General features: G+C 64.7%; 22 protein-coding genes, 1 tRNA gene and 1 pseudogene. 10 read left to right on the forward strand and 14 right to left on the reverse strand.

Features of this window, described 5'->3' with window-relative positions; translation table 11 throughout:
- Positions 1 to 111: 111 nt before the first annotated feature.
- The 5 genes from MLE27_RS07855 to MLE27_RS07875 form a co-directional block, all read right to left on the reverse strand.
- Entirely contained in the window at positions 112 to 447 is a 336-nt protein-coding gene (locus tag MLE27_RS07855) for a hypothetical protein (RefSeq protein WP_243311514.1), read from the reverse strand.
- 92 nt (positions 448 to 539) lie between these two features.
- Positions 540 to 1,769, reverse strand: a complete 1,230-nt coding sequence (locus MLE27_RS07860; protein ID WP_243311515.1) for a tyrosine-type recombinase/integrase — start codon at positions 1,767 to 1,769, stop codon at positions 540 to 542.
- 186 nt (positions 1,770 to 1,955) lie between these two features.
- A tRNA-Ser gene (locus tag MLE27_RS07865) sits at positions 1,956 to 2,049 on the reverse strand.
- Positions 2,050 to 2,195: 146 nt separating this feature from the next.
- Positions 2,196 to 2,717 (reverse strand): tRNA adenosine(34) deaminase TadA, encoded by a 522-nt coding sequence (tadA, locus tag MLE27_RS07870; protein WP_279355733.1) that lies wholly within the window; start codon positions 2,715 to 2,717, stop codon positions 2,196 to 2,198.
- A gap of 58 nt (positions 2,718 to 2,775) precedes the next feature.
- Entirely contained in the window at positions 2,776 to 3,588 is an 813-nt protein-coding gene (locus tag MLE27_RS07875) for a phosphoribosylformylglycinamidine synthase subunit PurQ (protein WP_243311517.1), read from the reverse strand.
- 139 nt (positions 3,589 to 3,727) lie between these two features.
- On the opposite strand from MLE27_RS07875, the gene MLE27_RS07880 reads away from it, so the two are divergent.
- The 10 genes and pseudogenes from MLE27_RS07880 (at position 3,728) to MLE27_RS07925 (ending at position 12,199) form a co-directional block, all read left to right on the forward strand.
- Positions 3,728 to 5,362, forward strand: a complete 1,635-nt coding sequence (locus tag MLE27_RS07880; protein ID WP_243311518.1) for a CTP synthase — start codon at positions 3,728 to 3,730, stop codon at positions 5,360 to 5,362.
- Between the two features lie 56 nt (positions 5,363 to 5,418).
- Positions 5,419 to 5,904: a KdsC family phosphatase gene (locus tag MLE27_RS07885; RefSeq protein WP_341482512.1), complete on the forward strand. Its 486-nt coding sequence runs from the start codon at positions 5,419 to 5,421 to the stop codon at positions 5,902 to 5,904.
- A gap of 115 nt (positions 5,905 to 6,019) precedes the next feature.
- Complete coding sequence (gene rpoN, locus MLE27_RS07890) at positions 6,020 to 7,459, forward strand: RNA polymerase factor sigma-54 (protein WP_243311519.1); 1,440 nt, start codon at positions 6,020 to 6,022, stop codon at positions 7,457 to 7,459.
- Between the two features lie 38 nt (positions 7,460 to 7,497).
- On the forward strand, positions 7,498 to 8,037 hold the full coding sequence (gene hpf / locus MLE27_RS07895; protein ID WP_243311520.1) for a ribosome hibernation-promoting factor, HPF/YfiA family: 540 nt from the start codon (positions 7,498 to 7,500) through the stop codon (positions 8,035 to 8,037).
- Positions 8,037 to 8,489 carry a PTS sugar transporter subunit IIA gene (locus MLE27_RS07900; protein WP_243311521.1) on the forward strand — a complete coding sequence of 151 codons (453 nt, stop codon included), beginning with the start codon at positions 8,037 to 8,039 and terminating at the stop codon, positions 8,487 to 8,489. The genes hpf and MLE27_RS07900 overlap by 1 nt, the downstream gene beginning before the upstream one ends.
- A gap of 97 nt (positions 8,490 to 8,586) precedes the next feature.
- Positions 8,587 to 9,474: an RNase adapter RapZ gene (gene rapZ / locus MLE27_RS07905; protein WP_243311522.1), complete on the forward strand. Its 888-nt coding sequence runs from the start codon at positions 8,587 to 8,589 to the stop codon at positions 9,472 to 9,474.
- A gap of 10 nt (positions 9,475 to 9,484) precedes the next feature.
- The gene (locus tag MLE27_RS07910; protein WP_243311523.1) at positions 9,485 to 9,922 is read left to right on the forward strand and encodes a PTS sugar transporter subunit IIA; all 438 of its coding nucleotides are present in this window, start codon (positions 9,485 to 9,487) and stop codon (positions 9,920 to 9,922) included.
- Between the two features lie 3 nt (positions 9,923 to 9,925).
- Complete coding sequence (locus MLE27_RS07915; protein WP_243311524.1) at positions 9,926 to 10,381, forward strand: PTS sugar transporter subunit IIB; 456 nt, start codon at positions 9,926 to 9,928, stop codon at positions 10,379 to 10,381.
- Positions 10,382 to 10,545: 164 nt separating this feature from the next.
- Positions 10,546 to 11,178 (forward strand): annotated as a pseudogene (locus MLE27_RS07920) (PTS sugar transporter subunit IIC); the annotation flags it as partial.
- Between the two features lie 97 nt (positions 11,179 to 11,275).
- Entirely contained in the window at positions 11,276 to 12,199 is a 924-nt protein-coding gene (locus MLE27_RS07925) for a manganese-dependent inorganic pyrophosphatase (RefSeq protein WP_243311526.1), read from the forward strand.
- 77 nt (positions 12,200 to 12,276) lie between these two features.
- Here MLE27_RS07925 and MLE27_RS07930 read toward each other — a convergent pair whose 3' ends face one another.
- From MLE27_RS07930 to MLE27_RS07970, 9 genes are all read right to left on the reverse strand, one after another.
- A complete protein-coding gene (locus tag MLE27_RS07930) occupies positions 12,277 to 12,837 on the reverse strand; it encodes a DUF2087 domain-containing protein (protein ID WP_243311527.1) in 561 nt (186 codons plus the stop codon).
- A 463-nt stretch (positions 12,838 to 13,300) separates the two neighbouring features.
- Positions 13,301 to 14,185 carry a 4-hydroxy-tetrahydrodipicolinate synthase gene (dapA, locus tag MLE27_RS07935; RefSeq protein WP_243311528.1) on the reverse strand — a complete coding sequence of 295 codons (885 nt, stop codon included), beginning with the start codon at positions 14,183 to 14,185 and terminating at the stop codon, positions 13,301 to 13,303.
- A 48-nt stretch (positions 14,186 to 14,233) separates the two neighbouring features.
- Entirely contained in the window at positions 14,234 to 15,139 is a 906-nt protein-coding gene (locus MLE27_RS07940) for a UshA-like (seleno)protein family 2 (RefSeq protein WP_420705177.1), read from the reverse strand.
- Positions 15,140 to 15,149: 10 nt separating this feature from the next.
- Positions 15,150 to 15,425 (reverse strand): HU family DNA-binding protein, encoded by a 276-nt coding sequence (locus MLE27_RS07945; RefSeq protein WP_243311530.1) that lies wholly within the window; start codon positions 15,423 to 15,425, stop codon positions 15,150 to 15,152.
- Between the two features lie 102 nt (positions 15,426 to 15,527).
- The gene (locus tag MLE27_RS07950) at positions 15,528 to 16,355 is read right to left on the reverse strand and encodes a MinD/ParA family protein (RefSeq protein ID WP_243311531.1); all 828 of its coding nucleotides are present in this window, start codon (positions 16,353 to 16,355) and stop codon (positions 15,528 to 15,530) included.
- A complete protein-coding gene (locus MLE27_RS07955; RefSeq protein WP_243311532.1) occupies positions 16,352 to 17,218 on the reverse strand; it encodes a GGDEF domain-containing protein in 867 nt (288 codons plus the stop codon). The genes MLE27_RS07950 and MLE27_RS07955 overlap by 4 nt, the downstream gene beginning before the upstream one ends.
- A protein-coding gene (gene prfB / locus MLE27_RS07960) for a peptide chain release factor 2 (protein WP_243311633.1) occupies positions 17,205 to 18,315 on the reverse strand; the annotation gives its coding sequence in 2 pieces (ribosomal slippage) (positions 17,205 to 18,239 and positions 18,241 to 18,315; 1,110 coding nt in all). Before prfB ends, MLE27_RS07955 begins: the two co-directional genes overlap by 14 nt.
- Before the next feature lie 11 nt (positions 18,316 to 18,326).
- Positions 18,327 to 19,850: an apolipoprotein N-acyltransferase gene (gene lnt / locus MLE27_RS07965; RefSeq protein ID WP_243311533.1), complete on the reverse strand. Its 1,524-nt coding sequence runs from the start codon at positions 19,848 to 19,850 to the stop codon at positions 18,327 to 18,329.
- Positions 19,828 to 20,643 (reverse strand): hemolysin family protein, encoded by an 816-nt coding sequence (locus MLE27_RS07970; protein ID WP_243311534.1) that lies wholly within the window; start codon positions 20,641 to 20,643, stop codon positions 19,828 to 19,830. The genes lnt and MLE27_RS07970 overlap by 23 nt, the downstream gene beginning before the upstream one ends.
- Between the last annotated feature and the right edge of the window lie 19 nt (positions 20,644 to 20,662).

A 20,662-nucleotide genomic window follows, 5' to 3' on the forward strand; every position in this document is an offset into this window, starting at 1 on the left:
TGAATAGCCTGGAGGCCGCGAGAGGTGGTTGCGAGTGATCCTAGAGCCTGAATCGGTCTGTGGAGCAGGGATTTGCCAAGCACTAAAGGTGCCGCTGCCTCGCCAGTTGGGCTACGCCTGCTGGCTGGCCTTGGGTGTGAACTTCGCGCCCAGGTATTCGCGGCGGTCCATGCCGACGAAGTGAAGCTTCCGATGATAGAGCCCTACAACCCCCAAGTGCTCCAGCACTCCCTTGTCGAAGGCTTCTAGGCGATCCTCGGCGGCACGAATGAGGCGTTCCAGTATCATGAGGCTCCCCACTACTTCTTGGTCGTCTTGATGGTGCCAATAGATTCTGTCCACGGCCTCCTTGAGCGGTGCAAGAGCCATGTAAATGGTTTCGTCCAGGGTTTCGGCGATCAAATCCTTGCCCTTGTCTTCTGCTGTCGTTACCAGTTCGTCAGCCATGATCGCACCTCCATGCGGTTACGGTGAGGCCGGGCCGGGGTGCGTCACCACCCCCGCCGGGCCGTTATACTGGCCGCCCCCTCCGGGCTGTTTCAGCTCACGCTTTCACGGTGGATCGGGACCACCTTCACGCCAGATTTTAAAACTGCCAAAAACTCAGCCCATGCCTGCATCATCTTGCGCCGCTCGGGGAGGTGCCCGGCCCGGTTGTATGCGGCCTTGACCTTGTTGCGCTCCGCATGGGCAAGCTGGCGCTCGATCACGTCCGAAGGCCAGCCTTGCTCATGGAGCAGTGTAGAGGCCATCGCCCGGAAGCCGTGCCCGGTCATCTCCTCTTTCGAGTAGCCCAGGCGGCGGAGTGCGGCGTTGATGGTGTTTTCACTCATGGGCCTGTCTTGCGTGCGCCCGGACGGGAAGCAGTAGCGCCCGCGCCCCGTCAGCGGCTGTAGCTCCCGCAGGATCGCCACGGCTTGCTTGGAGAGGGGCACGATATGCGCCTCGCGCATCTTCATCTTCTCGGCAGGGATGCGCCATTCCGCTGCCTCAAGGTCGAACTCCGACCACTCAGCCCGGCGCAGCTCGCCAGGACGCACGAAGGTCAGCGGGGCCAGCTTGAGCGCAGCCTGTGTCTCCGGGGTGCCGGAATAGCCGTCTATCGCCCTGAGCAGGGCGGCAACCTCGCGGGGGTCGGTGATGGAGGCGAAGTTCTTCGGCTTGCCCTTGGAGAGCGCGCCGCGAAGGTCTGAGGCGGGGTCACGTTCGCAACGGCCCGTGGCGACGGCATAGCGGAACACTTGGCCGCAGAGAGTGCGCAACCTCCGCGCCGTCTCCTCCGCTCCGCGCGACTCCACCCGGCGCAGCACGGCCAGCAGTTCCGAGGCGCTGATTTCCTTGATTTGCCTGCGGCCCAGGAAGGGGAATACGTCCAGCTCCAGGCGGGAAATGTTCGTCTTGGCGGTGCGTTCGGTCCATGAGGACGCTATGCGGGCGTGCCACTCGCGGGCCACGGCCTCGAAGGTGTCCGCCTGCTCCGCCTCCAGGGCCTTGCCATCCTTGCGCGCCTGGGAAGGGTCAACACCGTTCGCAAGGAGCTTCCGGGCTTCGTCGCGGCGCTCCCTGGCTTCCTTCAAGGCAACGTCCGGGTAGACGCCAAGGGAAAGCATCTTCTCCTTGCCCTCGAAACGGTAGCGCAGTCGCCACCACTTGCCGCCGTTGGGGCGAACTTCAAGGACAAGGCCGCGCTCGTCAGCCATCTTGTAAGGCTTGGGACCGGGTTTGGCGTTTTTGACCGCAATGTCAGTCAAATAGCTCTTCGTGGGCATGGCAGCCTCCAAACCTCGCACCAGGAATGGGTTACCCGTGCGGGTAAGTCTGTTACCCCGATTGTTACCCGCACGGTTACCCGGATGTCAACGGACCATAGCGGACTAGCCCGGACCGTTCGGCCCAGGCTTACGTTGTGATTTCAGGTGGTTTCTGACTTTGTCGGACTTGCTTGGAAGGTGATTTGGCGGAGAGGGTGGGATTCGAACCCACGTGCAGGTTATTAGCCCACAAACCGATTTCGAGTCGGTCCCGTTACGGCCACTTCGGTACCTCTCCGCGCCGTGAAGGAAAGGCACCTTAGTGAAAACGGGGCGCTCTGGCAAGCGTTCCGTGCGCTGAAAACGGGGCGTCCGGAGGTCTGTGTCTGGGGTCGCTGTGGCGGGCCGCTTGGATGTAAATATATCCGGCAGCGGAATGCGCGCTTAATTTTTTCGCGCCTTGCGCCGGGCCGCGAAAAAGCGCGAGAGCGTCGCTCCGCATTCGTGGGCCAGCACGCCCTCGAGCACTGCCGGGCGGTGGTTCGTGAAGGGCAGGGCGGCCCCGTCCAGGTTGGAGACCAGGGCCCCGGCCTTGGGGTCGCGCGCGCCGAAGACCACGCCGTCCAGTCGGGCGTGGATCACCGCTCCCACGCACATAAGGCAGGGCTCCAGGGTCACGGCAAGGATGCAGCCGCCCAGGCGGTAGTTGCCGAGCGCCTGCCCGGCCTGGCGGATGGCCAATATTTCAGCGTGGGCCGTGGGGTCGTTCAGTTCGATTGAGGCGTTGCGGGCCTGCGCCAGAATCCGGCCCGTGGCGGCCTCGATCACCAGCGCCCCCACCGGAGCCTCGCCCGCCTTGCCCGCAAGCCAGGCCTGGCGCAGGGCGCGGGCCATCACCGCCCTCCAGGACCGCCATCCGGCAGGGGGGGTGTTGGCGTCCAGCGCGAGGGTGCGTGGGGAATTCATCCGTTTCGAGGAGCGGGCGCATCCCGAAGAATGCGCCCGCGGACGTTGCGGCCTGGGATCAGGCGTTTTCCTTCAGGTGGCGCACGGCGTTCTCCAGGATGGAGATGCCGAGCTTCGGCGTCTCGCCGCGCATCCACCCCGGGTGGTTGGTGGGGTGGTTGAAGGCCTCGGGATGGGGCATGAGCCCCAGGATGCGCCCGGAGGGGTCCGTGAGGCCGGCGATGGCCATGGGCGACCCGTTGGGGTTGGCCGGGTACTCCATGGTGGGCTTGCCGGTTGCCGGGTCGGCGTACTGCAGGGCGATGAGGTTCTCGGTGACGATGCGCGAGAAGGTGGCGTTGTCCTCGGGGATGATCATGCCCTCGCCGTGGCGCACCGGAAGGTCCAACTGGTCCAGGCCCTTGGTGAACACGCAGGGGCTGGCCTGGTTGACGCGCACGGTGACCCAGCGGTCCTCGAAGCGGCCGGAGTCGTTGTTGGAGAGGGTGACCTGGCGCTCGAAATATTTTCCGTCCAGGGCGGGCAGCAGCCCGAGCTTCACCAGCAGTTGGAAGCCGTTGCAGATGCCCAGGATCAGGCCGCCGTCCTCGAAGAAGGTGCGAAGCTGGCCCAGCAGGGCCTCGCCCTCGGCTGTTTTTGCATATTTCCAGCGGATGGCTCCGGCCTGGCCCGCGCCAAGGTCGTCGCCGTCGAGGAACCCGCCGGGAAAGATGAGGAAGTTGTAGCCGGGCAGGCGCACCCGTCCGGCCGTGATGTCGGAAAAATAGACGATGTCGGTCTGGTCGGACCCCGACAAATTGGCCGCGTGGGCGGACTCCGCCTCGCAGTTGGTGCCGTATCCGGTGATGACCAGGGTTCTGACTCGGGCCATGAAAGTCGCTCCAGGGGTTTCTTGAAAAAATCGGACCGGTCGCTTAGACGTGTTCGGAGACATTACGTGCCCCCGAGCGAAGCGTCAACCGGGCGGGGGCTTTATACACTTTTGCCAGCGGCTAAGGAGGCCGGGCTTCATGAAAACCAAGTTTATTTTCGTCACAGGGGGCGTGTTGTCCTCCCTGGGCAAGGGGTTGTGCGCCGCCTCCATCGGCGCGCTATTGCAGGCGCGCGGCTTGAAGGTGACCATCCAGAAGCTCGATCCGTACATCAACGTGGACCCGGGCACTATGAACCCCTTCCAGCACGGCGAGGTCTACGTCACCGACGACGGCGCCGAGACCGACCTGGACCTGGGCCACTACGAGCGCTACCTCGGCGTGCCCATGAGCCAGAACAACAACTTCACCTCCGGGCGCGTCTACAACACCGTCATCCAGAAGGAGCGGCGCGGCGACTACCTGGGCGGAACCGTGCAGGTGATCCCGCACATCACCGACGAGATCAAGCGCTCCATCCTTGGCGTGGCCCGCGACGAGGACGTGGCCATCATCGAGATCGGCGGCACCGTCGGCGACATCGAAGGCCAGCCCTTTCTGGAGGCCATCCGCCAGCTCCGCTCCGACCTGGGCAAGGACAACGTCCTCTACATCCACCTGACGCTCATCCCCTACCTGCGCGTGGCGGGCGAGCTGAAGACCAAGCCCACCCAGCACAGCGTCAAGGAGCTTCGCTCCATCGGCATCCAGCCCGACATCATCATCTGCCGCTCCGAGATCGAGCTGGACTCCTCGCTGAAGTCCAAGATCGCCCAGTTCTGCAACGTGGACGCCGACGCCGTGTTCACCGCCGTGGATGTGAAGAACATCTACGAAGTGCCGCTGAAGCTCTACGCCGAAGGCGTGGACCAGAAGATCGCCATCCTGCTGCGCCTGCCCGCCAAGAACGCCGAGCTGCGCCCCTGGGAGGACCTGACCCACGCCCTGGCCAACCCCAAGGGCGAGGTGTCCATCGGCATCGTTGGCAAGTACGTGGACCTCAAGGAGGCCTACAAGAGCCTGCACGAGGCCCTGATCCACGGCGGCGTGGCCAACAACTGCCGCGTCAACCTCGTCTACGTGAACTCCGAGGAGATCACCCAGGACAACGTGGTGGAGCGCCTGGGCAGCCTGGACGCGGTGCTGGTGCCCGGCGGCTTCGGCTCGCGCGGGGTGGAGGGCAAGATCATCGCCATCCGGTACGCCCGCGAGAACAAGGTGCCCTTCTTCGGCATCTGCCTGGGCATGCAGCTGGCCTGCATCGAGTTCGCGCGCAACGTGCTGGGGCTGACGGAGGCCAACTCCGAGGAGTTCAACCGCTTGAACCCCGACCCCATCATCTACCTGATGCGCGAGTGGTACGACTTCCGCACCAAGAAGCTGGAGCGCCGCGACGCCGACTCCGAGATGGGCGGCACCATGCGCCTGGGCGCCTACCCCTGCGTAGTCAAGCCCGAGACCAAGGCCATGGAGGCCTACGGCAAGCCCCAGATCGAGGAGCGCCACCGCCACCGCTACGAGTTCAACAAGGCCTACTACTCCCGCATGGAGGAGAAGGGCATGGTCTTCTCCGGCCTGTCGCCCGACGAATCCCTGGTGGAGATGGTGGAGCTGCCCGAGCACCCGTGGTTCCTGGGGTGCCAGTTCCATCCCGAGTTCCATTCCAGCCCCATGAAGCCGCATCCGCTCTTCAGGGAGTTCATCCGCGCGGCCAAGGCCCGCCGCAAAGCTTGATGAGGAGGCGCGCCCGGCCCGGCTTGACGAGCCGGGCGCTCCGCCTTGCCAGGGATGTGCGCATCCTGGTCCTGGATGTGGACGGGGTGCTCACCGACAACCGGGTGCTCTACGACGCCGACGGCCTGGTGCTGAAGAGCTTCAGCGTGCTCGACGGCCTGGGCATCAAGCTCTTGCAGCGCGCGGGCTTCGAGGTGGCGGTCATCAGCGGCCTGGACAACGCCCAGGCCCGGCGCCGCCTCAATGAGCTCGGCGTGGCCGAATTCAACGGCGGCCACAGGCGCAAGCTCCCCATCCTGGAGGACATGCTGCGCGCCCGCGGCCTTGACATGAGCCATGTGGCCTACATGGGCGACGACCTGCTGGACCTGCCGGTCATGGCCGCCGTGGGCCTGCCCATGGCCCCGGCAGACGCCCAGCCCGAGGCCCTGCGCCTGGCGGCCTGGATATCGCGCAAGCCCGGCGGTTGTGGCGCGATCCGCGAGGCGGTGCGCCTGTTGCTGACCGCACGAGGGGCCGACATGGCCCAACAGGAGGTTTGAGCCCAGGGACACCTTGCGTGAACCTAGAAATTAGTGCATAAGCAGCCTTCGCGGCGGATATTCGGCATTTTTCTTGCTAGCCGTCATGTTCCGTACCGAGGAGGATACCCGGCCGATGGCCCTGGAGCTCAGACAGCAACTCAAACTCTCTCAGCAGCTGGTGATGACCCCCCAGTTGCAGCAGGCTATCAAGCTGTTGCAGCTGTCCCGTCTGGAACTGATGGAGACCGTGCAGCAGGAGCTGCTCGAGAACCCGCTGCTGGAAGAGGTGCTCGTCGAGGATGAGCGTCCCGCCCCGACCATCGCCGAGGATTCCCACTCCCCCGACGCCACCACGGATGAAGGCGCCATGCAGCGCGAGCTGCTCAAGACCGCCGAGTGGGACGACTACATCGGCGACTTCGCCTCCACCTCCCGCCAGGCCACCGTGCGCGAATACGAAGCCCCGGAAGAGGGCTTCTCCTTCGAGGCCAGGCTGACCTCCAAGACCTCCCTCGAGGGTCACCTCTCCTGGCAGATCAATCTTTCCGAATTCACCCAACAGGAACGGGCCGTGGCCGACGCCATCGTCGGCAACCTGGACCACATGGGCTATTTCCGCTCCTCCCTGGAGGAAATCGCCCAGGAGACGGGAGCGGACGAGCCCCTGGTGGAATCCGTGCTGTACAGGCTGCAGCGTTTCGACCCCGTGGGCGTGGCAGCCCGCAGCCCGCAGGAGTGCCTGCTGGTGCAGCTCGAGGTCTACGGCTATACGGACCCCATCCTGCTGGAGATCGTGCGCGAACACCTCGAAGACCTTGAGAAAAAGCGCTACAAGCCCCTGGCCAAGAAGTTCAAGCTGAGCCTGGAGGACATCAAGCAATACCTTGATATCATCCAGTCGCTGGACCCCATGCCGGGCTCGCACTTCAGCTCCTCCGAGCCGGTCTACGTGAACCCGGACGCCTTCGTGTACAAGTACGGGGACGACTTCGTCATCGTGCTCAACGAGGACGGGCTGCCCAAGCTCCAGCTTTCGCCCTATTACATGGAGGACATGAGCCGCTCCTCCACCGGCTCCGACAAGGACTACCTCCAGGACAAGATGCGCTCCGCCCAGTGGCTGATGAAGAGCCTCTACCAGCGCCAGCGCACGCTGTTCAAAGTGCTGGAGAGCATCGTCAAGTTCCAGCGCGGCTTCTTCGAGCACGGCGTGACCAAGCTCAAGCCACTGATCCTCAAGGACGTGGCCGACGACATCGGCATGCACGAGTCCACCGTGAGCCGCATCACCACGAGCAAATACGTGGCCACTCCGCACGGCATCTACGAACTCAAGTTCTTCTTCAACTCCTCGCTGGAACTCGACGACGGCACCTCCGTGGGCTCCGAGTCGGTCAAGGCGCTCATCAAGCAGCTCATCGCCACCGAGGACTCCAAAAAGACCATCAGCGACGAGCAAATCGCCGAGATTCTCAAACAGAAGTTGCAAGTCAACATCGCACGCCGTACTGTGGCAAAGTACAGAATGGCCATGGGGATCGAGTCGTCGTCCAAACGCAAGGAAATTCTCTAAAACCCCGCATCCCCATGCGGTAAGACCTTGGAGGCTCTATGAACATCGCATTCCACTTCAAGAATTTCGAACCTTCCCCCGGCCTGCGGGAATACGCCAGCAAGCGTTTCGAGAAGCTTTCAAAATACATGAGCAACGCCGACAACGCCGAGATGGTCGTCACCCTGCTGGTCGAGAAGACCCGCCAGATCATCGACGTGGTGCTGGACGCCGACGCCATGCACATTTCCGCCCATGAGCGCTCCGACGACATGTACTCCACCGTGGACCTCATCACCGACAAGCTCGAGGCGCAGATCCGCAAGATGCGCGAGAAGATGAAGGACCGCCGCAAGCAGCCCGAGGCCCCCGTGACCATGGGCGTTGTCAGCTTCGACGAGGCGGGCAAGGTCAACGCCATCGAGGAGTCCGACAAGTACAACCCCAAGCCCATGAGCGTGGACGAGGCCGCCGAGCAGGTCAACGCCATGAAGTACGAGTTCCTGGTGTTCCAGAACGCCGACACCGACCGCATCAACGTGATCTACAAGCGCAAGAACGGCGACTTCGGCCTGATCGACCCTGGAGTATCCAACTGATGCGCCTGGCCGAGTACCTCCGCAAGGACTTCGTGCTCGACAGCCTCGCGGCCGATGGCAAGCCCGAAGTGCTTGCCGAACTCGTGGCCCCGGTGGCGCGGGTCTTTCCGGATATCGACGCCCAGAAGGCGCTGCGCGTGCTGCTGGACCGCGAGAGCCTCGGCACCACGGGCATAGGCGACGGCGTCGCCATCCCGCACGGCAAGATGGACTCCCTCAAGGAGATCGTCATCGTGGCGGGGCGCAGCACCGGCGGGGTCGACTTCGAAGCCCTGGACCACAAGCCCTGCCGCATCTTCTTCCTGGTGCTCGCACCCGAACACGTTGCCGGCATGCACCTGCGCATCCTGGCGCAGATCTCGCGCCTGCTTTCGGACGAGAGCTTCCGGGGGGCCTTCCTGGACGCCCCGGACCAGGAGGGGCTCTGGCGGGTGCTCACGAGCCACGCCTGATAAGCGTCATGTACTTGCGCCGGTAATCTGCTACTGTCCGTCCCCGCCGCGCCCAGAGCGCGGCGGGGACTTCCATATTCACAAGGAGCGTGCCGCTATGGACTCCGGCGCGAACAGGCTTTCCGTGGTGGTCATCACCGGGCTTTCAGGCTCGGGAAAATCCACCGCCATCAACGTTTTCGAGGACATGGGCTACTTCTGCGTGGACGGCCTGCCCGCCATGCTCATGCCCAAGCTCGTCACCCTCTTCGACGAGCAGTCCGCGCACCGCTACCGGGGCCTGGCCCTGGGCATGGACGTGCGCCAGGCCGACTTCGACTCCGACTGGCTGGACGCCCTCGAAACCCTCAAATCCTCCGGCAACCCGCCGCAGATCATCTTCACCGAGGCCTCCACCCGGGAGATCATGCGCCGTTACGCCACCACCCGCCGCCCGCACCCCTTCGAGTCCGAAGGCTACGGGCTGGGCGAGGCCGTGGAGGAGGAGCGCCGCCGCATGGCCCCCCTGCGGGACGCCGCCGACCTGGTGATGGACACCACCGACTTTTCCATTCATGACCTGCGCCGCCAGCTCCACGAAAAATGGATGTTCCTCGAGGGCAAAGGCCCGGACATGAAGGTGCACATCATGAGCTTCGGGTTCAAATACGGGCTGCCCACGGAGTCCGACCTGCTCTTCGACCTGCGCTTCCTGCCCAACCCCTATTTCGAGCCCTCGCTCAAGGAGATGTCCGGCAAGGACGCCCTCGTGGCAGACTATGTGCTCAAGTCCGAGGAGGGCAGGCAATTCCTCCCGAAATTCCTGGATTTCCTCTCCGGCCTGATCCCCCTCTACGCCAAGGAGGGGCGCTACAGGCTGACCATCGCCCTGGGCTGCACCGGAGGCAGGCACCGCTCCGTGGCCACGGCCGAGGCCCTCTTTGACACATTGCGGAAGGCGGGATACACCGTCTCCCTGGAACACAGGCATATCGAAAAAGGCTGACAGACCAACGATGAGCGATACTTCTTCCGTTCCCGCCGCAGTCGGCGTGGTCATCGTGACCCACACCGACTACGGCCAGAAAATACTGGCCGCGGCGGAAATGATCCTAGGGCAACAGCGGAATGTGCGCACCGTCAGCGTGGAGGTCGGCGTCGACACCACGCAGACCGTGCAGATTCTCGACGCCTCCATCAAAGAGGTGGAGCAGGGCGGCGGCGTGATCATCCTCACGGACATGTTCGGAGGCACCCCCACCAACCTGTCCCTCTCCCTCATGGCGCAGCACACCATCGAGGTGGTCACGGGCGTGAACCTGCCCATGCTCATCAAGATTCTCTCCTCCCGCTTGAAACCGCTCGCGCAACTGGCCGCCGAGGCCAAGACCGCGGGGGTGCAGGGCATCGTGGTCGCCGGCGAGATCCTGCGGAAAAAGGTGGCCGGGGAATAACGCGTGGTCTGGGTCCGCATCGACAACAGGCTGGTGCACGGCCAGATCATCGAGGCGTGGCTGCCCTACACCGACGCCCGGACGCTGGTGGTGGGCAACGACGATCTGGCCAAGGACGAGCTGCGCCAGCAGATCATGTCCATCGCCATACCCCTGGGCGTGGAAATCGTTTTTCTGGAGGTCGCCCAGGTGGGCGCCTACCTTGAGGATAAGAAGCTCCGCGACAAAAACGTCCTGGTGCTCTTCGCCGACTGCCGCGACGCCACCAGGAGCCGCAAGGCCGGGCTTGGCTACGCCTGCCTGAACCTGGGCAACCTGCACTACGGGCCGGGCAAGCGGCAGGTCTGCCAGCATATCGCCCTGAGCAAGGACGACGAGCTCTGCCTTGAGGGCCTCCAGGCGGAGGGAGTGAGCATCGATTACCGCTGCATCCCCAGCGACCCAGCCGAACTCGGCTGACGGCCCCGCAAGACGGGGAGGGCGACGCTGAATGGGCTTTTCTTTTCCCGGCGGGGCGGGTATGGCTTGTGGGCTTGAAATCCTGAAGACCGGGATGAAACGATGGAAATAGACGCCACCCTTTTCCCCTACGTTCTCGCCAACGCTTTTTTTTTGCCCTCTTTTCCTGCTTCCGCTTCCTGATCAACCTTCCCTTGCTGGACAGGCCCCTGGCCGTGGGCTTCTTCTGGGGCGCGGTCACGGGCGACTTCACCGTGAGCCTGGGCGTCAGCCTCTTCTTCGAACTCGTCTGGCTTGACCTCTTTCCCGCCGGCACCATCATCCCGCCCCAGTCCCTGGCCCCCACGCTGGCCAGCCTGGCCGTGGTGCGCCACTTCGACATAACGCAGCCCGCCGTGGCCGCGCTGGTCATGGTGGCCTCCCTGCCGCTGGGTTTGCTCTTCGCCCAGTTGGAGCGCTACCATCGGCAGTACGAAAACCGCGCGCACTCGAGCCTGCTGGTCTGGGCGCGCTATCCCTCCAGGTCGTTCGGGCCAGTGAAGCTTACGCGCAACTCGATCCTTGTCATGGCCCCGCTGAACATCGTCGTGTTCGCCCTGTCGCTCACGCTGCTCACGGCCTTCACCGCGGTCATGCTGCCCATGGTTTCGCCCCTGCTGGGGCGCATCCCCATGACCTGGCCGCACCTATGGGTCATCGCCAGCATCGGCGCGGTGCTCTCGCTGCGGCACCGGCCCGCCTACGCGATCCTGCTGGGGGGCGTGGGCCTGGCTCTGGCCAGCCGCCTTGTGCATTGAGGATACGTTCCGCTGAGGATCGTACTTGGCAAGGACCAACCTTTGTGATATTTGGCGCAAGTTCATTTCGCATAATCACCTCAGGAGGGATTCGAACATGGCAGCCTACGTTGTTGGACACAAAAACCCGGACACCGACTCCATCACCGCGGCGATTGCCGTCGCCGACCTGATGACCAAGCGCGGCATCGAAGCCGTCGCCGCGGCCCAGGGCAAGACCAACCCTGAGACCGACTTCGTTCTCGGCAAGTTCGGCGTGAAGGCCCCCGAGATCGTCACCGACGCCACCGACAAGAAGATCATCCTTGTCGACCACTCCGACCTGGCTCAGAGCCTGGAGAACCTCTCCAAGGGCGAGATCCTGGGCGTCGTGGACCACCACAAGCTGGGCGACGTGACCACCCCCAACCCGCTGGAAATGTGGGTCTGGCCCGTGGGCTGCACCGGCACCATCATCAGCAGCATGTATGACTTCTACGGCATCGAGATGCCCAAGGCCATCGCCGGCATCGTGCTGTGCGCCATCCTGTCCGACACCGTCATGTTCAAGTCCCCCACTTGCACCCCCGAAGACAAGAAGGCCTGCGACAAGCTGGCCAAGATCGCGGGCGTGTCCGACATGATGGCTCTGGGCATGGAGATGTTCAAGGTGAAGTCCGCCGTGGACGGCACCCCCATCCGCGACCTGGTCTACCGCGACTACAAGGACTTCAACATGTCCGGCACCGGCGTTGGCATCGGCCAGCTGGAAGTCGTGGACCTGTCCATTCTGGACAAGTACAAGGCCGACCTGCAGGCCGACATCGTCAAGGTGAAGACCGAGAAGGGCCTGCACTCCGTGTTCCTGCTGCTCACCGACATCATGAAGGAAGGCTCCGAGATGCTGATCGCCTCCGACGACCCCTCCGTGGTCGAGAAGGCTTTCGGCCTGAAGCCCGCCGGCACCTCCGTGTGGATGCCCGGCGTCATGAGCCGCAAGAAGGACGTGGTTCCCAAGTTCGAGAAGGTGTTCGGCGCCTAGTCGCCCCCTGACCGGGCATAAGTCCGTCCGGCCCGGAGCGGGAAACCGCTCCGGGCCTTTTTGTTTTTTTCAGCGGGCTAGTGAGAGGCGGTGGCTTGCGCGGCGCGGACCTGGCGGATGAGCTCCAGGGCCTCGGGGGAGGGGCGGCGCTCGATTCTGCGGTATTCGCGGCAGTCCCGGCTGCGCTCCATCATGCGCAGGTCGCACAGTTGGCGGCGCAGCAGGGCGTGGTCCTCGAAGAGGTGCAGGGCGGCCAGGGCCTCGTTGATGCCCGCTTCATTCAGCACTGCGCCAGGGCTCAGGCGAGACCAGATCACCCACAGGCAGGGCTCGCGGTGGCTGAACTTGCCCGGCCAGCGGATCAGGCGGCCCTGGGCGTCGAAGTAGCGGCACATGCGCCGGATGCGCACGTAGTCGACCGCGGGTTCGGCCGCCTGGGGCACAGGCTGGGCCAGCTTCAGGCGCGCCACGCAGTCGGCCCGGTAGTGCTGGAAGTTGCGGAACCCGGCGGCGCGGGCCAGCATGTTCATCAGTTCCAGGTGGCTCGGGGTGGTTTCGGCCTGCTGGAGCTGGCTGCGCAGGGAGCGCGCGCACGCGCCGATGTCCTCGGCGTGGAAGGGCATGGGGATACGAGACATCGCTTATCCTTTGAGCGTGCCTGTCCTGGAGAGGATTCCGGTGATCGCCGACTTCCGGACCGGCACGGGATAAGGTGTCGGTGGAATTGATGCGTGGCAGGTTTAGCTCCCCCGAAGGGGCGGCGATGCCTCGGTGAACTGCCGACCGAGGCCCTCGTAGCGCAAGGCCGAAGGTTTGGCAATCGGGGAGGCATGAATCGGGTGAGAGCTTCTTGGGGAGGCGCTGCCTCCCCAAACCCCACCGGCAGGGGAGTGACTCCCCTGCACCCCCAACGGCTTCGCTACGTTCTCAGGAGTCTGCCAGGGAAAGCGGCATAAATAATTGAGGCCGCCCCTAGGGGGCGGCCTCAAAGTATTGACGAGTTGGAAGCGAGCATGCCGGAAGGGCCGTCCCATATGGGATTCCAAAGGGAGGAACTCCCTTTGGCCGCCGGAGGCTTCTTCTCTCCCTCCCCTCTTCCTTCTACGCGGCGATCAGCCCAGCCTTGCGCAGAACCTCGGCCAGCTTGGCCTCGTTCTCGCCGGAAAGGCCCACCAGCGGCAGCCGTATCTCGGGGCTGATGCGGCCCATGAGCCCCAGCGCAGCCTTGACCGGGATGGGGTTGGTCTCAAGGAACATGGCCCGGTTGATGGGGGCCAGCTTGTAGTGCAGCCGCTTGGCCTTCTCGATGTCGCCCTTGCGCCAGGCCTTGCAGAGCTTGCGCATCAGGCCCGGGGCCACGTTGGAGCTCACCGAGATGACGCCGTGGCCGCCGACCGCCAGGGTGGGCAGCACGGTGAAGTCGTCCCCGGAGAGGATGATGAAATCATCGCCGCAGTATTCGATCAGGTCGGAGACCTGGCAGAGGTTGCCGGTGGCCTCCTTGATGCCCACCACCTCGGGGGCCTGCTTGCGCAGGGCGGCCACGGTCTGGGGCAGCAGGTTCACGGCGGTGCGGCCGGGCACGTTGTAGACGATGATGGGCATGGGCACTTCCTTGGCGATGGCCTTGAAGTGCTCGATGAGCCCAGCCTGCGTGGGCTTGTTGTAGTAGGGCGTGATGAGCAGGGCCCCGTCGGCTTTGGCGTTTTTGGCGCAGCGGGTCAGGTCGATGGCCTCGATGGTGTTGTTGGACCCGGCCCCGGCGAGCACCGGAACGCGGCCTTTCACCTGATCCACGCAGATGCGCACGACCTGCTCGTGCTCGGCGTGGGAGAGGGTGGGGGACTCGCCGGTGGTGCCGCAGGGGACCAAACCGTCGATGCCCTCTTCGATCTGCCATTCGATGTGCGCACGGTACGCTTCCTCGTCGACCTTGCCGTTCTTGAACGGGGTCACGAGCGCCGTGAAGGCTCCTGAAAACTGCATTCTGCCCTCCAAAAGGTTCGGGGTCGCAGGGTCGGCCCGGGGGCCGGGTTACTGCTTCGCGGTCTTGTCGCCGGGGTCGGGGACGTTCTGCAGCAGCTCCGTCATTTCCTGATCCGGCTGGATCTTCTCGTCCAGGATCAGGGCCTGGGTCGTATAATTGCTGCCCATCTCCCACTTGAAGTTCCTGTCGCCGGGCATGGCGAGCAGGTCAAGCGTGTAGATGGCCTTGCCCTTGCTGTAGCTGTGCATCCAGAGCAGGCGTCCGCTCACGTAAGGCTTGGCGGAGAAGCCCACACCGGGGCCGCTGCCGAGAAGCACGTCGAGGTCCGGCCGGGTCTTCTCCAGATAGTTCGACTCGGCCTGCACGCCCCAGGGGCTCACGCCGATGACCATCACGGACTGGGAGCGCAGCTCCTTGATCTTGCGGTTGATGGCCTGGGCCTGGTCATCCGTGGGGCCGTCGCCCAATTTCTTGCTCATGGGAAAGAACACGACGCCGATCTTGCCCTTGGGCGAGTCGATGAGCTGCGTCCTGGGCTCCTTGGGGTCGAGTGTCACCCAGCCCTTGGGGGCGGCGATGCCCATGGAGGCCAGTTTGGCGGCCTCGGCCGGGGTGAGCGCCCCCGCATCGTAATGCAGGGAGTCGTACGCCTTGACCAGGGGGGCGTAGGCCTCATCCACGGCGTGGTCCGCTCCGTCATCGGAGATGAATTCATAACCGCCCGCGATGAAGATCGCAGCCGGCGCGGAACCGGCGGCGGGACGGTACTGCTTGAAAGCGCTGGCCCTCCGGGTCAGCCCACCGATGGTGTGGTTGCCTCAGGTGGGGCAGGGCTTGAGGTAGCCCCAGCTGTTGCCCGAAAAGACGATAGTGAGCACCGGCTCGGCCAGGGCGTACCCGGCCAGGGCCGAAACGAGAAGCAAAGCGGCGAAAAACGCCGAAACGTAACGCATGAGGCAGAACCTACTTGTTGAGAAATTCCTTGAGTTCCTTGCCGGGCCTGAAGAAGGGCAGGCGCTTGGGGGCGACGTTGACCACTTCCCCGGACTTGGGGTTGCGGCCGGTGTAGCCCTTGTATCCTTTGACCTTGAAGCTGCCGAAGCCGCGAATCTCCACGCGGTCCCCGTCTACGAGGGCCTGTTTGATGGAATCGATGAACGAGTTGACCACGGCGGAGGCTTCGTCGGCGTGGATGTCGCGGCTTTCGGCCAGGGTGTTGATAAGCTCGCTTTTGTTCATTGCTTTCTCCGTATCGGCTTATCCGGTGTTCAGCCGGCTGCCAGGGTTGAAACGGAAATTGACGTTTTCGTTTCTATCGCGGATACGGCGCAAGCAGTCAAGTTAACCATGCGTTATTTTTTTCAAAATCGCTTTTTCCGCCAACTCGGGCCTGCACTCGGCCCTGTGACGGGCGATCTTGATGGCCAGGCTGAGGATGTCCTGCGAGGCCCTGCACTTCGGGGCGTGCTTGATCAGGGGGGTCTGCCTGCGCACGGCTTCAGGAACGTTCGGGTCACTGTGCACGCAACCCATGTAGCTGATATCGAGCCCCAGGAAGCGCTTGCAGGCTCCGGCAAGGCGCTCGAAGGTCAGCTGGCCCTCCTTTGGGTCGCTGACCTGGTTGACCACCACCTGGAAGTCCGAGATGCCGTGCTGGGAGTTGAGCACCTTGATGACGGCGTAGCTGTCCGTGAGGGAGGTGGGCTCCGGGGTGACCACCATGATGCGCATGCGCGTCATGGCCGCCAGGGAGAGCACGGTCTTGCCGATGCCCGCGCCCAGGTCGAAGACGATGTAGTCGTATTCCCCCAGCGCCGAATTCAGCTTGGAGAACACGGAGTCGCGCATGTCGTCGTCGAGCTCCAGAAGTTCGGGCACGCCGCTGGCGGCGGGCAGGAAGTCGAACCCCTCCGGCTCCACGCAGGCCACCACGTCCGCGGGGGTCACCCCGGGTTGGAGCAGGTCCTGCAGGTTCTTCTCCGGCGAGATGCCCAGGAGCACGTCCACGTTGGCCAGGCCCACGTCGAAGTCCATCATGAGCATGCGGTAGTTGGCGCGGTAGAGCGCGTAGGAAAGATTGAGCGCCAGGTTGCTCTTGCCCACCCCTCCCTTGCCGGAAAGGATGCACAGGCTCATGGTGCAGCGTGGGTTCGCGGATTGCTTGCTCATTTCTCTGGCCCCGTGAAAAGAAACTGTTTTTCCTGCGCATGCACGAGGGTTGCCTGAGGGGCCTGCAGGAGGTCGGGAATGGGAGCCTTGACGATGCGGTTCTTGCCCTGGGCCTTGGCCTCGTAGAGCGCCTTGTCCGCCATGGCCACGAACTGCTCCACCGAAAGCGGCAGCTTGCCTTTGGTGCAGACTACGCCGGCGGAACAGGTGACCTGCACGGGCGCTTCCGCACCGTCGCAGAGCACGGATTGTTCGCGCAAGGCGTCGAACATGCGCTCCAGGGAGGCTTCGGCCTGCACCAGGCCGGAGCCCGGCAGTATCAGGGCGAACTCCTCGCCGCCGATGCGCGCGGCCAGGTCGTAGCCGCGCTTGCCGCCCAGCATGATCCCCGAGAGCATTGTCAGCACGCGGTCGCCGCAGATGTGGCCGTAGGTGTCGTTTACCGCCTTGAAGTCGTCCAGGTCCAGGATGGCCAGGGAGAGGTTGTTCCCGGCCCGGTGGGCGCGCTCCAGCTCCATCTTGAGGGTCTTCTCGAAGGCCCGGCGGTTGGCCAGCCCGGTCAGGGGGTCGTGGCGGGTCTGGTGGGTGAGCTCCTCAAGGGTGCGCTGGATGCGCGAGAGGTGCCTGGTGGCGTCCCCTTTGGCGGGCAGGGCCAGCCACTGCTGGAATTGGCCCTCCTGGCAGATGTGCTCCCAGTCGTCGAAGTCCAGCCCCATGCAGAGCCGTACCAGGATCAGCCCGTCCTCGCCGTCGCCGACGGAGGCCAGACCCTGGTGTTCGAGGGCCCCGCGCAGGCGCGTGAGCTCCTCCAGAACCTCCCGGCTGCGCTGGGAGAGGGGGGCTGGGGCCTTATTTCCCGGCATGGAAGTGCAGGAGATAGTCCCGGATGAAGGGGTCGATGTCGCCGTCGAGCACCGCATCCACGTCTCCAGCCTCGCAGTAGGTTCGATGGTCCTTCACCAGCCGGTAGGGTTGCAGCGTGTAGGTGCGGATCTGGCTGCCGAACCCGATGGCGTCCTTGGATTCGTACTCCGCCTGCCGCAGGGCCTGCTGCTTCTTGATCTCCAGGTCGTACAGGCGCGCCTTGAGCACCTTGTAGGCCGATTCCTTGTTGCGATGCTGGGACTTCTCGTTCTGGCACTGCACCACGATGCCCGTGGGCAGATGGGTCAGGCGGATGGCGGAGCTGGTCTTGTTGACGTGCTGCCCGCCGGGGCCGCTGGCCCTGAACACGTCCACGCGCACGTCCTCCTCGCGGATGTCGATCTGGATGTCGGCGCCCGCGTCGGGGTAGACGTCCACCGAGGCGAAAGAGGTGTGGCGGCGGCCCGAGGAGTCGAAGGGCGAGATGCGGATGAGGCGGTGGATGCCCTTTTCCGCCTTGAGGAAGCCGTAGGCGTAAGCCCCGTTGATCTGCAGCGTCACGGACTTCACCCCGGCCTCGTCGCCGGGCAGGAAGTCCAGCATGTCCACGCCGAACTCGTGGCGTTCGCACCAGCGGCGGTACATGCGAAGGAGCATCTCGGCCCAGTCCTGCGCTTCGGTGCCGCCCGCGCCGGGGTGGATCTCCAGGATGGCCCCGGAGGCGTCCTCCGAGCCGGAGAGCAGCGTGGCCAGTTCGGCCGCGCGCACCTGCCCGGCGAGCACGACGAGTTGGTCCTGCAGGGCCTGGAGCACCTCCTGGCTGGCGTCGTCCTGGGCCATGGCGAGCCACTCGTCCAGGTCATCCCTGGAGGCGCGCAGGGCCTCGAACTGGGCGATCTTGCCGGTCAGGTCGCTTTTTTCGCGCAGGAAGGGGGTGAGGCGCTCGGGGTTCTGCCAAGCCTCGGGCTTGGAGAGCTCGGCTTCTATGGATTCGAGGCGCTTGGCCTTGCCTTCCAGGTCAAAGCCGCCCCCAGAGGGAGTCGAACTGGTCCTGGAGGTCTTTGGCCTGGCCTTTGAGATCGGGATACTGCAGCAGTGCCATATGTGTTACGTGTCGCGCTCGCGTTTGGTCGTGATTGCCGAACGGAGGAACAACGCCAGGGCCGCCAATGCCGCCCCGGCCTCGATCCAGCCGTGCAGGCGGTGGTAGGGGGATGTCTCCGAGACGAGCGTGACGCCGGACACGGCCATGGCCGTCTGCGTGAACAACGCCGTTTCGGAGAGGATGCGCCCCTTGGGATCGATCAGGGCCGTAATGCCCGTGTTGGTCGCCCGCAACATGGAGCGATTCTGCTCCACGCAGCGCAAGGTTGCAAGCTCCAGATGCTGCCTCGGGGCGGCCGAGCGGCCGAACCAGGCGTCGTTGGAGATGCTCACCAGGATGTTGGCCCCGTCCTCGACCCGCTGTTGGGCCAATTCCGGAAAGATCACCTCATAGCAAATCAGCATGCCCATGGCAAGGCGGCCGCTCCTGAGCGGCGCGACCCGCACCCCCGGGGTGAAGGCCCCCACGCCCTGGAGCAGAAACGACAGGATGGGAACGTCGCGCCCGAAGGGGGCGTATTCGCCGAAGGGCACGAGGTGCTGCTTCTCGTAGTGGCTTTCGCCGCCGTCCGGGGCGAAGAGGTAGGCGCGGTTGAAGATGTCCGCCTCCCGGCTCGTGCGCTCGTAGCCCGGCGCCCCGGCCAGCAGCGGCACCCCGGCCTTGCGCACGAAGGCCCGCACCATGTCGGACTCGCGGCTGGCGTCCTGCACGAAGAAGGTCAGGGAGGTCTCCGGCCAGATGACGATGTCGGGGGAGGCGGCCAGCAGGGGGGCGGTCAGATCGATGTAGGTCTGAACCGCGCGGGGCAGCAACTCCTCGTTCCATTTGGCGGCCTGGTCGATGTTGCCCTGGGCCAGCACCGCGGAGACGGTCCCGGTGGAGGGCACGGGACGCTCAACGGCCCAAAGCCCGTAGCCGAACACGCCCATGGCCAGCAGGCAGGCGGCCACCCTGGGGGCCGCGCCGGGCCCGGCGGACCATACGCCGCAGGCGGCCAGCAGGCCGGAAAGCCCGTAAGAACCCACCACGCCCGCCGCCTGGATGGCCGCAGGCCATGGCGCCAGGGCCACGGCCAGGGGCAGCCAGGGAAAGCCGGAGAACAACCAGCCGCGCAGGGCCTCGATGGCGGTCCAGGCCAGGCCAGCCATCACGCCCAGGGCCATCGGCCCGAGCCCGCCGCGCGCAGCGCGCAGCATCCAGCAGAACAGGGCGGTGTACAGGCCAAGCACCGCCCCCAGCAGCAGGGGGCAAGGCACCGCCAGAACCCACGGGAGGGAGCCGAAGTCGTGCCCTGGGATGGCCGTCCAGTAGAGGCTGGCCGCCGCACCCAGGGAACCGGCCAACCAGCCGGATTTGGCGGCCTTGCCCGGGGTTGGGGCCTGGCGCGCAATGCAGGCCAGACCCAGCGGCACCAGAAGCACCAGCGCCGGGAACCTGCCCCACGGGTTGGCGAAGGCGAAAAAGCCCGCCGCCGCGACGAGAAGCACCAGAGCCCAGCCAGCGTCAGGCCGGGAAATCGGTCTCATCCTGGTCCTGCTCCGGCAAGGGTTCCGCCAGGACCCAGCTCACGGCTCTCTTGTTGGCTTCGGTGACGGTGAATTTGTAGCCCGCGGCCTCGAAGGCGTCGCCCTGCCTGGGGACGCGCCCGCCCAGGTCGCTCAGGTAGCCGCCGAGGGTTTCCATCTGCTCGGATTCGAGGCTGATGCCGAAGCGCTCCTCCAGTTCCTCCAGGGGGAATCGCCCGCTCAGGCGCAGGCGGCCGTCGCCCAGTTCCTGAAATTCCGGGGGCCTGGTGGGGTCGTGCTCGTCCTCGATCTCGCCCACGATCTCTTCCAGCACGTCCTCCAGGGTCACCAGGCCGGAGGTGCCGCCGTATTCGTCCAGGGCGATGGCGATGTGGATGCGGCGCTTGCGGAACTCGGCAAGCATGTCCTTGAGATTCTTTGTTTCCGGGATGTAGAGGGGCGTGCGCATCACCTGGGAGAGGGGCGGCGTCTCCCCGTGGGGGCCGACGACGAATTTCATCAGGTCCTTGGCGTGCACCACGCCGATGATGTGGTCGCGGTTCTGGCGATAGATGGGGATGCGGGAGTGGCCGTGCTCGATGATGAGGCGGCAGACCTCCTGGATGCCGTCCTCCTCGTCGGCGCAGATCATGTCCGTGCGGGGGATCATGACGTCGGCAGCCAGCTTCTTGCCCAGGGAAAGCACCTTGAGCAGGACGGCGGCGTCCTCCGCGTTGATCTCGCCCTCCTCCTGGGCAGCCTGGATCAGCTCGTTCAGGGGATGCTCCTGGCGTCCCCTGAAGAATTTATTCACCAAATGCCAAAATCGTCCT

It is taken from the genome of Fundidesulfovibrio agrisoli (genome assembly GCF_022808715.1).
Lineage (GTDB): Bacteria > Desulfobacterota > Desulfovibrionia > Desulfovibrionales > Desulfovibrionaceae > Fundidesulfovibrio > Fundidesulfovibrio agrisoli.

What these genes read in the sequence shown, in the direction of transcription:
- MLE27_RS07855 (WP_243311514.1), bottom strand. Translation starts at nt 447, where the DNA reads ATGGCTGACGAACTGGTAACGACAGCAGAAGACAAGGGCAAGGATTTG.
- MLE27_RS07860 (WP_243311515.1), bottom strand. Translation starts at nt 1,769, where the DNA reads ATGCCCACGAAGAGCTATTTGACTGACATTGCGGTCAAAAACGCCAAA.
- tadA (WP_279355733.1), bottom strand. Translation starts at nt 2,717, where the DNA reads ATGAATTCCCCACGCACCCTCGCGCTGGACGCCAACACCCCCCCTGCC.
- MLE27_RS07875 (WP_243311517.1), bottom strand. Translation starts at nt 3,588, where the DNA reads ATGGCCCGAGTCAGAACCCTGGTCATCACCGGATACGGCACCAACTGC.
- MLE27_RS07880 (WP_243311518.1), top strand. Translation starts at nt 3,728, where the DNA reads ATGAAAACCAAGTTTATTTTCGTCACAGGGGGCGTGTTGTCCTCCCTG.
- rpoN (WP_243311519.1), top strand. Translation starts at nt 6,020, where the DNA reads ATGGCCCTGGAGCTCAGACAGCAACTCAAACTCTCTCAGCAGCTGGTG.
- hpf (WP_243311520.1), top strand. Translation starts at nt 7,498, where the DNA reads ATGAACATCGCATTCCACTTCAAGAATTTCGAACCTTCCCCCGGCCTG.
- MLE27_RS07900 (WP_243311521.1), top strand. Translation starts at nt 8,037, where the DNA reads ATGCGCCTGGCCGAGTACCTCCGCAAGGACTTCGTGCTCGACAGCCTC.
- rapZ (WP_243311522.1), top strand. Translation starts at nt 8,587, where the DNA reads ATGGACTCCGGCGCGAACAGGCTTTCCGTGGTGGTCATCACCGGGCTT.
- MLE27_RS07910 (WP_243311523.1), top strand. Translation starts at nt 9,485, where the DNA reads ATGAGCGATACTTCTTCCGTTCCCGCCGCAGTCGGCGTGGTCATCGTG.
- MLE27_RS07925 (WP_243311526.1), top strand. Translation starts at nt 11,276, where the DNA reads ATGGCAGCCTACGTTGTTGGACACAAAAACCCGGACACCGACTCCATC.
- MLE27_RS07930 (WP_243311527.1), bottom strand. Translation starts at nt 12,837, where the DNA reads ATGTCTCGTATCCCCATGCCCTTCCACGCCGAGGACATCGGCGCGTGC.
- dapA (WP_243311528.1), bottom strand. Translation starts at nt 14,185, where the DNA reads ATGCAGTTTTCAGGAGCCTTCACGGCGCTCGTGACCCCGTTCAAGAAC.
- MLE27_RS07945 (WP_243311530.1), bottom strand. Translation starts at nt 15,425, where the DNA reads ATGAACAAAAGCGAGCTTATCAACACCCTGGCCGAAAGCCGCGACATC.
- MLE27_RS07950 (WP_243311531.1), bottom strand. Translation starts at nt 16,355, where the DNA reads ATGAGCAAGCAATCCGCGAACCCACGCTGCACCATGAGCCTGTGCATC.
- MLE27_RS07955 (WP_243311532.1), bottom strand. Translation starts at nt 17,218, where the DNA reads ATGCCGGGAAATAAGGCCCCAGCCCCCCTCTCCCAGCGCAGCCGGGAG.
- lnt (WP_243311533.1), bottom strand. Translation starts at nt 19,850, where the DNA reads ATGAGACCGATTTCCCGGCCTGACGCTGGCTGGGCTCTGGTGCTTCTC.